Here is a 14,305-nt window from a genome sequence, read left to right on the forward strand (position 1 = left end):
GTTGAAAGTATACCGCTTTGGGGGTGCAGGGCAGGATAGAAGATTTTTTTACAAAACGTGCAATTTATTTGGATGGGACGATGAAATTTTTTAGATCGCGCTTCCGTGCCGGGTAAACTGGGCGCGGTATTCGCTTGGCGTCATCTGCAGCTGTCCGCGGAAAATTTTGCGGAAATAAGCGACATCGTTATAGCCGACCTCCTCGGAAATTTCCGTAATATTTTTCGAGGAATCTCTCAACAGCAGCTGCGCTTTCGTCAACCGGTAATGCGTCAAAAATTCGCTGAAGCCTTCGCCCGTCTCTTTCTTGAACAGGTGGCTGAAATACGTGCTGTTCAGTCCGATATGCTGCGCAACGTCGACAATGCTGATCTCATCGGCATAATGCCGTTCGACATACCGCTTCGCCTTCTTGATTTCTTCGCGCGAGCGCAAACCTTTGGACAGCTGGCGGATCAGCTCCTCCATCCGGATCGTATAGTCGATATACCAATTCCGCATATCCTCCAGCGTTTCCAGCGAATGAATTTGCTCAAACGGACTGACCGAACGGTCATGCGGCTCCTTCGCCGAACCGCCGTAGCTTTTGTACATCCTCAGCCATGGAATGACCCATTCGGTGAAATACGATTTCACATCTTCTGCGGGCCAAGCGCCTACTGCTTTGATCCGCTCGATACATTCCAGCACGGTGATACGCGCTTTTTCAAAAGAAAAGCTGTCCAGATAGACAGCCATCGCCTTCTCATCGAGCATGGCGGACAGTGGCCCCAGCCCGTTATCCGCCGCGGCATCATCCCCGGTCAGATCGGAGTCCGAGTAGAACTGAATGGAACCATGGCCGCGGTAAAATTTTTGTTCAAGCGCCGACGCGCTTTGCGAATAACCTGCGTAAAAGTGCTGAAACATATTCATCCGCTCGCCGATGCCGATCGAAACCGAATAGTTCAAAAAGAGCAGCAGCGAATGCTGAATCTCCTTGGCGAGCAGGAAGGCGGATTCGTCGCTCCATCCGTCGCCCACAGCGCATACCGCCAAATATTCATCCTCGTCCAGCTCCACCACATCCGTAGCGACCTCTCGGCCCAGCACTTCTTCCACGATATTGATCACCGAATATTTTAAAAGGTGGCCGCGCAGCTTCGGATCGTTCTTGTCCAGCCTGTACGGGTGGTCGCCGCGAATAGCCATCGCGATGTGCTCCCCCGGAGCAATCCGCAGCTTGAGACGGCCGCCGAGCTTTAAGGTTTGATGTTTATCGCGAACGGCAATCCGGTAAAAATGCTCCTTCAGCACCGCTTGCTCAGGCTGCAGCAGCTCCTCCGCCTGCACGGCGGGCGCGGCTGCTCCCTTTCCCGCGGCGCGCAGCTGGTCCAGCTCCTTGCCCACTTTTTCCAAAATGCCGATCAGGTTATCCGGATTAAACGACAACTTCAGAAAATAATCGTTGACGCCGAAGCGGAATGCCTGCTGCAGCACATCGAATTCGTTGACGCAGCTGAGCACGACGATTTTCAAATCCGGCCAGCGCTTTAACGCCTGCTCGATAAACGCAAGCCCACCCATCTTGGGCATCCGCATATCCGTCAGCACCACATCGGGGGCAAGCTGCTCGCATAACGCCAGCGCTTCTTCTCCGTTGCCCGCTTCGCCGCACAAGGTGAATCCAAACTGCTCCCATTCGATAAACGATTTTAATCCGACCCGGACGATCATCTCGTCATCCGCGATAAGCACTTTGTACATAGAGGTGTTCCTCCTTTCCCATAACCAGAGGCAAAACAATGCGCACAACGGTGCTGATCCCCTCTTCGCTGGCAAACATCATCCCGTATTGCGGACCGTACAGCATTCGGATCCGCTCCTGCACGTTGCGCAAGCCAATGCCGGATATTTGTCTATGTTCGGGAGTATCCCCGGCCGGCTTCTTCGCAAACAACTGCCGCAGCTTCTCTTCGCCGAATCCTTTTCCGTTGTCTAACACAAACAAGATCAGCCTGCCGTCATGGGCTTCCGCTTCGATCCTGATTTCCCCGCGGATTTCATGCTGCTCGAAACCGTGCAAAATCGCGTTTTCCACAAGCGGCTGAAGCACGAACTTCGGAATCATCGCCTGCTGCAGCTCATCGGGGACAAGGATCGACAAACTGACCCGTTCCCCGAACCGCGCGTATTGCAGCTTCATGTAATGCTGCACGTAATCGATCTCTTGGCGAAGCGAGATGCGGTCCTCCACCCGCGAGGTGCTCATTTCCAAAATTTTGCCTAGCGACGAAATTAAATCCGCCACATGATGCGCTTTGCTGATGGAAGCCGTCCATTTGATCGAGCTGAGCGTATTAAACAGGAAATGTGGGTTCACCTGAGCCAGCAGAGATTCGTAATAAATTTCCGATTTTTTGCGTTCCTCTTCGCGCAGCTGCCCGAACAAATCGCCGATTTGCCGAACCATCCGGTTGAAATGAAGCGCAATATGGCTGACCTCGTCTTTCGTCGTTATCGCAACCTCTGCGTCCCAATCGCCTTCCCCAACCCGCTTCATTGCCCATCTGAGCTTCTTCAACGGCCGGGTGATGCGGCTTGTGACAAGCGCAGTGACGCCGATAAACACCAGCAGCGAAATGAGCGAAAATAACGTAAAGCTTTTCATCAGGAATCGGATGTCCTTGTACAACTCCGCTTCATCCAACAGCTGAACGACCGTCCAGCCCTTCAAGGGCAGACCTTGGGAAATGACGCGAAACCCGCTGCGGTTGAATTGATGAATATCGACCGAGTTCCAGCTTATATAATTGCTCTCCAAATCGCGCTTCAACTCGTCCGGCAGCTCTTCGTCATGACCGTAAATAAGCTCCCCCTGCTCGTTGTAGATGAGCGTTGTCCAGCTGTTCTTGATTTCAGAGAGCCACTTGTCGATCTGCGATTGCTCGATGCTTGTGCGCAAAACGCCGGAGTTTCCTTCTATAGCCTGCGCCATGGAGACCATCGGGGATTTGGTGCTGCTGTTACGCAAAAAATTGTCCTGCAGCGGCATCCACACCGGGAAAGGCGAATGCTTCACGGCATTGGCGTACCATTCGCTTGCCGTTTGACCTTTCCCCGGAAGGGAGGACCAGTTGCCGAACACCCGGCCGTCGCGGGTGACCAGCGTAAAATAGATGCTGCTCACCCGGCCCGTATTCTGAGCCTCGTCGAAGGTACGGTCCAGCGTGTCCATATCGAGCTGGTACTGCCAATTAGACTCTCCGCTTCCCCGCTCCAATATTTGCTTTGTGGCCGGATTCAAGATAATGCCGTTGGATACGCGGACCAGATCGAGCAGGCGGCTCCCCACCAGCTGATACATTTGTTCAAACGATTTATTGGAATAGTCCTGTACTTTTGACTCCAACGTATTGCTGTACTGCTGATAGAGCAGCAGAAGCGCCAAATAAATGGGGATCAATACAAAAATGACAAAAGCGCTGATAAGTTTGATGGAAAGGGAAGAAAAAATTTTCATCATGATCCTCCTCCCGGGCGGTTTAAGCCGATCCTGGTTGTGAGTAGGGGGAGCCGCGAAACAACAGCTTTCTGCAAATTCCCGTCTAGAAACGGGAGTAGCCCGCGGTAATATAACCCATCTTCATCGAAATGCGGTCCGTCGCCTCAATCAATATGGCCGACAGCTCCGATTCTCTGCGGGACAAATCCATTTCCGACAGCGGACCGGAGATGCTGATGCCGCCGATCACCTGCCCGGACCGGCCTCTGACCGGCGCCGCGATGCAAGCTCTCCCCAGCGCCAGCTCCTCGTTCTCCACCGCATAACCCCGCTTGCGGATTTGCTCCAATTGAAGCAGCAGATCGTCTTGAACGGTAATCGTATTTTCCGTGTACCCCTTCATGCCTTCTTGTTCGAGAATTTGCGCCGCCTTGCCAGGGTCTGCGTAAGCAAGCAGCACCTTGCCGATCCCCGTGCAGTGAAGCGGATTGCGACGGCCGATCATCGTAAACATGCGCGGCGATTTATGGCTGTCCACGTGCGCCAGATAAAACATTTGCCCGCCGTTCAAAATGGCCAGATTCGCGCCGAGACCGAGTTTTCGTTCCAACTCGTGCAGCTCGGGCAGCGCTTGTTTGCGAATTTCATAATGATTGAGGGCGATGCCGCCCAGCGATATAATTTCCGGGCCGAGCCGGTAAAAACCGGTCAACTCGTCTTTTTCCACATAACCGAGCGTCACCATTGTGGTGAGCAGCCTCGATACGTTGCTTTGCGTCAAATTCAGCTTTTTGGCGAAATCGACTCCTCTGAGTTCCGGCTGCTCGTCGGAAAAGCACGATAAAATCGCGAGCGCCCTAGTCACGCTTTGCGTAAGCATCGTAGCGGTTTGTTCCTGTTTCAAAATACCACTCCTTCATATCTGTCCTGTCCTTCTTCGCGATAGTGGACAGGATGCCGCGAAGAACGTACGGACATATGTCTACAATGTCATTGTATAATCATCCGATACGATATTCAATTTTATTATTGAATAATGTCTTATCGTATTATACAATATATTTGCACATTATGAAATACAATTTACGAAAAGAGGGTGAAGTCAATGAAAATTCAAAGCATTGAGGTGTATCCGTTAAAAATCCGGAAAGGGCCCGTTTATTTGGGCAATTCCAGCGGGTTAAGACAGGATAACGATTACTATATCCGGCCTGAGTACCGCTCCATTTATTCCCGCAACCTGGAAACCTTGCTGGTGAAGATCACCACGGACAGCGGCATTTACGGCTGGGGCGAGGCGCTGGCGCCGGTCGGTCCCGAGGTGACGGGAGAAATCATCAATCGGCTGTTTGCCCCATTCTTAATCGGCTTGGACCCTAGGAACATCGACGTCATTTGGAACAAGTTGTACGACTCGATGCGGGAACGCGGTTATTTTTCGGGATTTATGGTGGATGCAATTACGGCAGTCGACGTTGCGCTCTGGGACATTCTCGGGAAATCCGTCGGATTGCCCGTGTATCAGCTGCTCGGCGGAGCTTACCGGAAAGAGATTCCCGCCTATGTCTCCGGCATCCCGCGGGAAACAAAGGAAGAACGCATCCAGCTGGCGCTTGAATGGAAAGCAAAAGGGTTTCAAGCAATTAAACTTCACCTCGGCTATGGCGTCCACAAGGATGCGGAAATTGCCGGATACATGAGGGAAGCGCTTGGCGGACGATTCCGGCTGATGGTCGACGCTCACTGGCAATATTCGGTGTCGGAGGCAATCCAGCTCGGCCGGCGTCTGGAGAAGCTTGGCATCGAGTTTCTGGAAGCGCCGACAGCGCCGGAAGATGTGGACGGAACAGCGGAGGTCGCCCGAGCGCTCGACATGGCTGTCGCGATCGGCGAAGCGAAGCGCACCCGGTACCAGTTCAAAGACCGCCTGCTGAAGCGAGCGGCGGATATCCTGCAGCCGGACGTCGGGCGCACCGGTATTACGGAAATGAGAAAAATCGCCAATTTGGCGGAATCGTTTAATATTCCGATCGCGCCTCACTTAAGCGTCGGACAAGGGATTTGTATTGCGGCCACCTTGCACAACAGCGCCTCGATCTCGAACTTTCTGATTCTTGAATACCAGCCGACGGTGATGGAGATCGCCAATACGCTGCTGAAGAAGCCTATCGTTTGCGAGAGCGGCTACTATCAACTGCCCGAAGGCCCCGGCCTTGGCGTCGACATCAACGAAGACAAGCTGCGCGAGCTGATGAGCGAGTAAATTCAGACTATCATCCATCATTTTTAATATACGGAGGGAAATAACATGAGCAAAACTGACGTGAAACTCGAGGGAATATATCCGATACTGGCCACACCTTTTAAGGACAACGGAGAAGTCGACGAAAACAGCCTGCGCGAGCTGGTTCGCTTCCAGCTTCACGCGAAGGTGGACGGCATCGCCTTGTTTGGGATGGCCAGCGAAATGTATACACTGCTGGAAGAGGAAAAATCGCGTATCGCGGAAATCGTCGTCGACGAAGTGAAGGGCCGGGTGCCGTTGGTGTTCGGAAGCGGTCATACCGGGCTTGAAACCGCCGTTCAGTTGAGCAAAAGAGCGGAAAAACAAGGCGCCGACGCACTGATGGTGCTGCCGCCGTATATGGCTAAGCCGGACGGAACTAGGCTGTACGATTATTTTGCCGCAATCGCCAAAGCAGTTACGATTCCGATCATGATTCAAGACGCGCCGCTGGCGAGCGGAGTCAATATGCCGGCGCCGCTGCTGGCCCGCTTGTCCAAGGAGTTTGAGAACATCTCTTACGTGAAAGTGGAAGCACCGCCTACATCGCTCAAAGTGACGGACGTGCTGCAGCAATCGGACGGACGTTTGACCGTATTCGGCGGCATGAACAGCATGTATTTCTACGAGGAATTGGGAAGAGGCGCCGTCGGCACGATGCCTGCCTGTGAATATCCGGAAGTATGCGTCAAGATTTATCAGTCGTTTAAAGCGGGCGATCTCGATACCGCCCGCAGAACGTTTTATCAATATTTGCCGTTTATGAGAATCGGTACGATCCCTGGCTTTGCAATGTCGGTACATAAGGAAGTGCTGAAGGCGGGAGGCGTCATCGAATCCGCTTATGTCCGCAATCCGAATGCGCCGATGGACGATCTGCTCCGCCGCGAGGTGATGGATACGCTAAAAGATCTCGATCTGCTGGCTCTCCGCTGGAGAAAAGCGAGAAACGAGCGTTAATCGATTTTGCATACATGCAAAGTTGCCCTGCCATTTGAGACTTCATCTCGAATGCAGGGCAGCTTTTTTTGGCAACTATAAGAAATGTTACCTGCGTTGGGCGAATATCCGGCCACCGCAAAGCCGGGTGTAGAGACTCACCGGGACTTAAGCGCCGCTTACCTTCCGAAGCTATTCGAAGATGCGGATGTCCTTCACCTTCACATAGCCGTTATCCGTCGAACAAAAACGGACGTTGCTCGTCGTCACTGAGGTGAACATTTGAACGACTTTGGTGCTTGTGTTGCCGGTCACGGAAGTGCCCGGAATATCGACCCAAGCCGTGCCGTTCCACGACTGCAGCTTGAAATTGCCGACGGCTTCGCTGCTTCCTTTGCCTGTCGTAATTTCCGCGCTTTTAATCGTATAGTTCTGCCCCAAATCGATGGCCAGCCAGTGAGGCCGCTTGTATTGGTGCTGAGCCAGCGCGATTCGTCCGCCGAGATGCTATCCACCGCATTAACCGCGTCCAATATGTGGCTCAGCTTCATAATCAGCAGCAAAATCATCACGGTGCGGATGCCGGGCAATGTTACATGCCACAACAGCCACCATTTAAATTTCTGTCCTTCCGCCTCCTTCTCAAATTAAAAAAACCTTCAATGCAGACATCATGCATATGTCTGTACTGAAGGTTGGGATAAAGATTGCTTCAGGATCCGTGTAGCACTAGGCTTGCCCCGCGTACTGCCTGTAGATGGCCACCGCGCCTTTGGCGCTGAGCAGATCCGATTGCTCGTCCGAGATGACGTCGACCGTGAGGGACGGGTACGTTTCCCGCAAAACCGGCGCAAATATCGACGGGAACAGCTCTTTCCCGTACAGCACAATCCGATTGGTACCGTGAACAATCATTTCACCGACCATCTGCAAATCGAGCGCCAGCAGGGTGCCGAGGAAGAAGCTGGACGCTTCCTGCTTGCTCCGTTTTTCCATCGTATCCAGCACGCGTGTGGAAAATAGCGCCCGGCCAAAGCCTGCTTGCCCGGCGATTTGCAGCCCCTGGCGCACCCAGTCCAAATCCGGCGCGATCTCATCAACCGGCAACAGGCTGCTTTTGAGAATCGTATTTTGCGAGATCGCCATCATCATCTCGCCCGTAATCGCCGTCCTGCAGCCCGTAATGCTGCCTTCTTCAAGCAGAATACATTTGTGATGGGAGCCGTAATGCATAAACAGGACCGATTCGTTCCGCTGATCTCCCAGACTATCCAAATAACCGAAAATTTCCGCCTCTTCCCCGCGCATCATATCTTTGTCCTGCAGCCGGGTTTCCGCTTGAAAACCGGTTTTCACCCCGGGAATAAAGACGAACGGCCGGTCCGTAATGCTTGTAAATGCCTGCGGCACAAGCTGTGAGGCAAGCTGATCCGCGTTCATCGGCGCCTCCAAATGAGGAGTTTCATAAAGCCCCATATTGGAGGAAATCATGCCTGAAGCCACCGCCGCATCGATCCGCTCGGCAGTAATGCCCGTATTCTCCAGCAGCTCTTCGATGCATTCTTTTAAAGCCCGCTCCAAAACGTCCTTGCTTCCGGTCATCGCAACGTCTCTTGCGCCTATCTGGCGTTTGGCTGAGGCAATAATCGTCTCGCCGTCCGTCAGGCGAATCCGGCTAGTTGTCGTTCCTGCGTCAATCACAAATAACAACATGTTGTCGTTCTCCTCGCTTGTTTATTATCCTTTAATCCCCGAGCTTGTAACCCCTTCAACCACATACCGCTGACCGAGCAAAAACACGATAATGATCGGAATGATGCTTGCCGAAGCGGCCGCCATCATCCCGTTGTAGTCGATGTTGCTTTCCAGCACGAACTTGTTTAGTCCCAACGGAATCGTGTAAAGCTTCTGGCTGTTCAGAAAAATAAGCGGATTCTCGTAATCGTTCCAGTTCCAAGTGAAATCCAGAATCATAAACGAAGCGATCACCGGCTTAGCCAAAGGCAGCATAATTTTCCACCAGATGTAGAAATGGTTCGCGCCGTCTACCTTCGCCGCTTGAATCAGCTCATTCGGGAACGATACGAAAAACTGCCGCATCAAAAACACCCCGAACACGCTGAAGCACTGCGGCAAAATAAGCGCCCAATGGGTATTATAAATACCCATCCAGTCGAACATGATGAACTTCGGCACGAACAAGATCTGATTGGGCACCATCATCATCGAAATGTACAGCAGAAAAAACGCATCCCGGCCTTTGTACTCCAGCTTGGCAAAGCTGTATGCGGCAAGGCTGCTTAAAAAAGCGGCTAAAATGACCGGGATCAAGGTTACTTTCAGGGAGTTCAAGTAATACGTAATAAACGAGTCGCTGCCCGACCAGACGTTGATATGATGTTTGAAGTCAAATGTGGCGGGAATCCACTGCACCGGGTAATTAAATACATCCGACGCCTTTTTAAACGAGGTCGAGATCATCCATATAAAAGGTATGATCATCTCGACGGCAATAACGAGCATGACGATGGTCAAAATCCACTTGCCCAAAAGTCCGGCAGCGGACAGCTTGTCCTTTTGGACTGCGGTTCGTTTCACCGCCGGTTTCGAGCTTGCTTTCATTGTATTTGCAGACATGGCGTTCCTCCTAAGAGCTTTGCGAAGCAAAGCTGACTTCGTAAGCACTACTGAGCTTTGCGAAGCAAAGCTGACTTCTTCCATTGCGAAAGAGATTGCCATGCCGCTTCAGACATCTTGTTTTGAATTCCTTTTAGCATAAGGGCCTTCGGTTCGTAGGGATTCAAAGCCAATACTCGCCGGCAAGGCAATTCTCTTTGTCCATTGCACTTCGTTTTTTCCCGGATGTTCTTTCGTTCAACTTAAACAGCTTCGCAAACAATTTAATTAATAATGTACCCACCGTTTTTGGCCTTGCCACTGGATGACCGTTACAATCATAATCATCACAAACAGCACCAGGGACATAACGGACGCGTATCCCATGTCGTAGAACCGGAACGCTGTAGTGTAAATGTAATAACCCAACACCGTAGTTGAATCTCCCGGCCCGCCCTGAGTCAGCGCATTCACGATGCCGAACACCTTAAACGAACCAATGATACCCGTCACCAGCAAAAAGAACGTACCCGGAGACAACAGCGGAAACGTGATATAGGTGAACTTTTGCCACCCTTTGGCTCCGTCCACTTCCGCAGCTTCGTACAAATCCCGCGGAATCCCCTGCAGATGCGCAAGGTAGATGATCGTGTTGAAACCAATATGCGACCAAATGTAAATGATGATAAGCGCTGGCAGCGCCCACTTCGTGCTGGCCAGCCACATCGGCGGGTTATCGACGCCGAACGCCTTGAGGAATCCGTTCAGCGGGCCCTTGCGCGGTTCGTACAGCAGCATCCAGACAAAAGCGACGGCGATCCCGTTTGTAACGTAAGGAATAAAGAACATCGCGCGCAGCGTTTTTTGAATAAATACCTTATCATTCAGCACAACCGATACGATAAGCGCAAGTGCGACGGCCAGCGGCACGCCGATCACCGTGTACATGACATTGTTTTTCAGCGATTTCCAGAACGTCTCGTCGCCCGTCAATTGGGCGAATTTCTCCAGCCCGACGAATTTCATCTCCACAAGTCCGGCCATATGGTTCCATTCCATAAAACATAAGGCGAATGCAAAAAGGCACGGGATCAGCATAAACACCGTGATTCCGATCAAGTTGGGAGCGATAAATAAATAGCCCAGCAGTTTCTCTTGTTTGTTCACAATCAGCCCTCCCTTGGTTTATTTCTATGGTAGCATCGACTGAGAATGGCTGAAAATGAACATCGTTTTGAAATAAGGGGGAAAATATTTAGAAGTGGCGGCTATTTTGTCCACGTATACGTTTGAAACATAAATTACGTATATTATTGATAAAAACAAATATGACTACAAAAAGAGCCATGCTGGAACATGGCTCTCTTGTAACAAGCGGCGGAAGCCTCGGCGCGCATAGTGAAGCCTAGGCGGAAACCACCGAGGCTCTAATCTTAACGGTGGTTTTTCCGTTTGCGCCTACGCATCCATCGATTCGTCCACAATTACGGACGCTAAGCGGGCATGATCACAAGTGCTTTTCGGAGAGGTACATCCTATGAATATCTTCTTTCTGAAGCGGCACGCTAAAAATCCGAACATGCCGGATCGCGCCTTGAAAAGCTCCCTTGCCTTCGCTGTCTCCGAATGCTTCGGTGCCGAATCGGCCGCCATATCCGCCGGGGCTCTCATGCCGATCGATGATCTTTTGCGGATCCTTCATAATCCATAAAGGTGCGATTTTACCTTTAGGTCTATTGGCAGCGGCTTCTCCTTTAACGGCCTGTTACCGCCGAATGGTTTCCGGCATTCGTGCTTTGTTGCGGCTTGATCGTCTCCGCTACCAGCGAAGCATATACCTTCGCGCCTTCCTCGACAAGATGGACGCCGTCCCGTGAGAAATATGAATTGTCGGCGCTGGCCGTGTACCAGTCGACGAGCGTCACGTTGGAGAACTGTTTCGCCGCCTTCGCCAAGGTCGAATTGACTTCGCTTTCCCACGGACGCGGTACACGCGTGTTTACGAGCACAATTTGGTGAACGTCTTCAAGCGAATGCAGCAGCGTAACGAGCGTCTTCTCCGAAAACGTTCCGTTCGTGCCGAGCTCGATGATGACAACATCGCCTAACTCGCCCTTCGACTTGAACTGATCAATTACGTCCTTCGCCTGAGACATCTGTCGGCCCACTTTGCCGTCGATCGTGATGCCCGGAAGAAACTCGTGTAGATACGGGGCAATGTCGAGCATGACCGAATCGCCGATCGCGGTCACTCCCTGCCCCGCATCCGGCTTCGGCATCACAACGGGCTCTTTCGAGTCGTTGTTTGTCCCAGGCTGCGCTGTGCCTTCAAGTTCCGGACGTTCTACGTCGGGCCGAGCACCGTCGTGCTTGGGGTACGTCGACGCTGTCGTATCCGTTTGAAGGTCGCCACCGCCATACGAAACAGAGCCAGCCGTCGTGCCGGATGCACAGCTTGTCATGCCGATCAAGGACATCACCAGTACGAGCAGCATACATACTGAAGCGATTTTACGGCAGGCTGGTATACACTCCCACCGCTTTCCCCGAGTACGCATCTGTCTCCATGCTTTACCCAAAGCGCCGTTTCGAATCGGCTCCTCGATAAACCGCCACGATAGCGCGGCAAGTATAACACTGACTCCCACCTGCAATGCGCTAAGAACAATATCGGTCCCGCCGGTGTTGACCGCCGGACTAGTCAGGACGGTAACCGGATAATGCCAAAGATAAATGCCATAAGAACGAACGCCAAGCCATCGCAATGGTTTCCAGCCCAGTGCTTTGCCCAGCCGGCTTACCGGATGGGCAAGTGCCGCCACAACCACGGCCGTGGCAACGGATAAAAGCACAAATCCACCCCGGTAAAGAAAGCTGTCGTACTGATCGGTCAGCCGGATCATAACCACAATCGTCACCAGACCGGCCCCCCCGATGCAATCAAGGACCAGGCGCGCTTGTGCCGAAGCCTTTACGGAGAGCTTGCGGCTCGGCCAAATGATGGCAAGCGCGGCGCCGATGAGCAAGGCGAACGCTCGCGTATCCGTACCGTAGTAAACCCGGCTCGGGTCTGTACCCGGCTCGTAAAGTAGCGCCATCACTAGCGCCGAAACAAGCACTAGTGCGAGAGTCACCCCGAGAAGCCACCATCGCCTCGGCGCGAAGCGAAGTCCGATAACGAGAAGCAGCGGCCATAACAGGTAGAACTGCTCCTCCACCGCGAGCGACCAGAAGTGGCCAAACGGGGAAGGCGGACCGAAGCTTGAAAAATACGAAACCTCGTGAAAGATACGCCACCAGTTGTTGACATACAGCAACGTCGACAGAACATCCCCACGCAGCGATACCAGTTGGGAACGATCGAATAGTGTGATCCAAACCATGACGGCCGCAATCATGGCGAGCAACGCGGGCATCAGCCGCCGTACCCGTCTTAACCAGAAGTCTTTCCAATCAAGACGCCCGTTCCTTTTCCATTGGGCAATGAGGATGTCCGTGATAAGGTACCCGGACAATACGAAAAACACGCCGACACCCAGCAATCCCCCGGGTGCCCAACCGACATTGAGGTGATAGACGATGACGGCAAACACGGCGAGCGCCCTCAGTCCATCAAGTCCGGGCATGTAGCGGCCATTGCCGTTCAGCGGCTTAGGCATAACTTCCGCCTTCCCCATCTATATCATCGTTTGTTGCGAATGGCGAGAATCGTTCGTTTGTCATGCAGTTCGCCGCTGCGATCCGTCTACTGCTGTTCTGCTTCATTCGTTTCATACCATTCATCTGTATTCTGTCCTTTCAATCACAATAATGATAGGTTTTAACTAAGCTGACGGGTGACTACTAGAATACATGTACAACAAATCAGATACATGTACATCAGAACGATAGTGTACACAGTTTCGGTGCCGTCGGCTTGTCTTATTCCGAGCGCATCCACTTACGGTAAAGCAGTTTTACGCGGAGGAGCGGGCATGATAGGCTGATCGCCGGAGCAAGAAAGCCTTGCGAAGACATCATGCCCGCTGGAGGTTCCGTGTCAAGCCACGGCACAGCAGTTACCGGATTCGTTTTCAAAGGTTACAGACAAAGCTTAACAGACACCTGTGACTCGAATTCGATTTTTATTTGATATATTCTTTACTTACTAATGCATCCGCAATCAAATTGGTCGGTATAATAAACTCACGTACGCCCATAGACCCTGGTGCGACCTCGTATTTTTCAAAGCAGATGACAAGTTTGCCATCATTATTAATATAGAAGCTTTGATCTTTAGCAATGGTTTCAAAACTCATTGAGCCTTCTACCCAATAAACCTTATTAGGGTCTGCCTTCATCTGCTGTCTCATCTGTTCTTTAATATTATTGGTAATTAGGCTTATATAGCTGTCATCCTTAAATAAACTCGGCAAGGTAATCAAAAGCTGATTTTTCTTGTCTATTGTGTCATAGGTATATTTTGAGTAGGAATTAACCGTGCTTACAACATATCTTCCAATTGCAAGAATCTGATCATTGTCGGTTTTGACATCATAACCGCTTTTTACACCTACATGACCCCCGCCATTTTTCTTTAATTCCTCCATCTCAGCCGTGAAATCGTTGTACAGTTTTTTACTCTCTTCCAGGTATTTGTTGTTCAAGGTGGCTTCTAAGGTTTTGTTTTCCATGTTGGCAACGGCAGGTACTTTAATATCGGCTTTGGCAGTTTCTTCATCTACTTTAAATTCTGTAAAAGTTAGTACCTTGACGAGCGAGCCAACCAATGGCACTTCCGATAAGGCATTTGCAAAGGTGGGGCTAGTATTAATCCCTGTTATTAATATAATAGCCGCTGCACCAATCCCAACGAGACTCTTCATCCTATTCACGTGTCTTTTCTTGCGTTGCTTAAGGGCTTTCTTCACAACGAAATCCAATTCATTGGGGATAGGCGTATTCTTATATTTTCTTTTCAATTGTTCCAGCTGTTCGCTCAT

11 protein-coding genes are annotated in these 14,305 nt (G+C 51.5%); 2 read left to right on the top strand and 9 right to left on the bottom strand.

Going from position 1 to position 14,305, the window contains the following annotated elements; all coding sequences use genetic code 11:
• Positions 1 to 90 precede the first annotated feature (90 nt).
• From E1757_RS19975 to E1757_RS19985, 3 genes are all read right to left on the bottom strand, one after another.
• Positions 91 to 1,746, bottom strand: a complete 1,656-nt coding sequence (locus E1757_RS19975; RefSeq protein ID WP_133231374.1) for a response regulator transcription factor — start codon at positions 1,744 to 1,746, stop codon at positions 91 to 93.
• Positions 1,721 to 3,505 carry a sensor histidine kinase gene (locus tag E1757_RS19980; protein WP_133231376.1) on the bottom strand — a complete coding sequence of 595 codons (1,785 nt, stop codon included), beginning with the start codon at positions 3,503 to 3,505 and terminating at the stop codon, positions 1,721 to 1,723. The genes E1757_RS19975 and E1757_RS19980 overlap by 26 nt, the downstream gene beginning before the upstream one ends.
• Positions 3,506 to 3,587: 82 nt before the next feature.
• On the bottom strand, positions 3,588 to 4,388 hold the full coding sequence (locus E1757_RS19985; protein ID WP_133231378.1) for an IclR family transcriptional regulator: 801 nt from the start codon (positions 4,386 to 4,388) through the stop codon (positions 3,588 to 3,590).
• Between the two features lie 201 nt (positions 4,389 to 4,589).
• Between E1757_RS19985 and E1757_RS19990 the strand changes: the two genes are divergently transcribed.
• Both E1757_RS19990 and E1757_RS19995 read left to right on the top strand, forming a co-directional pair.
• Positions 4,590 to 5,747, top strand: a complete 1,158-nt coding sequence (locus tag E1757_RS19990; RefSeq protein ID WP_133231380.1) for a mandelate racemase/muconate lactonizing enzyme family protein — start codon at positions 4,590 to 4,592, stop codon at positions 5,745 to 5,747.
• A gap of 45 nt (positions 5,748 to 5,792) precedes the next feature.
• Complete coding sequence (locus E1757_RS19995; RefSeq protein ID WP_133231382.1) at positions 5,793 to 6,728, top strand: dihydrodipicolinate synthase family protein; 936 nt, start codon at positions 5,793 to 5,795, stop codon at positions 6,726 to 6,728.
• Positions 6,729 to 6,899: 171 nt separating this feature from the next.
• On the opposite strand, the gene E1757_RS20000 is transcribed toward E1757_RS19995, so the two are convergent.
• The 6 genes from E1757_RS20000 to rsiV form a co-directional block, all read right to left on the bottom strand.
• Complete coding sequence (locus tag E1757_RS20000) at positions 6,900 to 7,199, bottom strand: discoidin domain-containing protein (protein WP_133231384.1); 300 nt, start codon at positions 7,197 to 7,199, stop codon at positions 6,900 to 6,902.
• 237 nt (positions 7,200 to 7,436) lie between these two features.
• On the bottom strand, positions 7,437 to 8,420 hold the full coding sequence (locus tag E1757_RS20010; RefSeq protein ID WP_133231386.1) for a 2-dehydro-3-deoxygalactonokinase: 984 nt from the start codon (positions 8,418 to 8,420) through the stop codon (positions 7,437 to 7,439).
• A 24-nt stretch (positions 8,421 to 8,444) separates the two neighbouring features.
• Positions 8,445 to 9,344, bottom strand: coding sequence for a carbohydrate ABC transporter permease (locus E1757_RS20015; protein WP_246079324.1), 900 nt, complete (start codon positions 9,342 to 9,344; stop codon positions 8,445 to 8,447).
• Positions 9,345 to 9,611: 267 nt separating this feature from the next.
• Positions 9,612 to 10,490 (bottom strand): carbohydrate ABC transporter permease, encoded by an 879-nt coding sequence (locus tag E1757_RS20020; protein ID WP_246079326.1) that lies wholly within the window; start codon positions 10,488 to 10,490, stop codon positions 9,612 to 9,614.
• A 587-nt stretch (positions 10,491 to 11,077) separates the two neighbouring features.
• A complete protein-coding gene (locus E1757_RS20025; RefSeq protein ID WP_133231388.1) occupies positions 11,078 to 12,982 on the bottom strand; it encodes an acyltransferase family protein in 1,905 nt (634 codons plus the stop codon).
• 465 nt (positions 12,983 to 13,447) lie between these two features.
• Positions 13,448 to 14,305 carry an anti-sigma-V factor RsiV gene (gene rsiV, locus E1757_RS20030; RefSeq protein ID WP_133231390.1) on the bottom strand — a complete coding sequence of 286 codons (858 nt, stop codon included), beginning with the start codon at positions 14,303 to 14,305 and terminating at the stop codon, positions 13,448 to 13,450.

It is taken from the genome of Paenibacillus piri, assembly GCF_004354045.1.
In the GTDB taxonomy this organism is placed as follows: Bacteria; Bacillota; Bacilli; order Paenibacillales; family NBRC-103111; genus Paenibacillus_S; species Paenibacillus_S piri.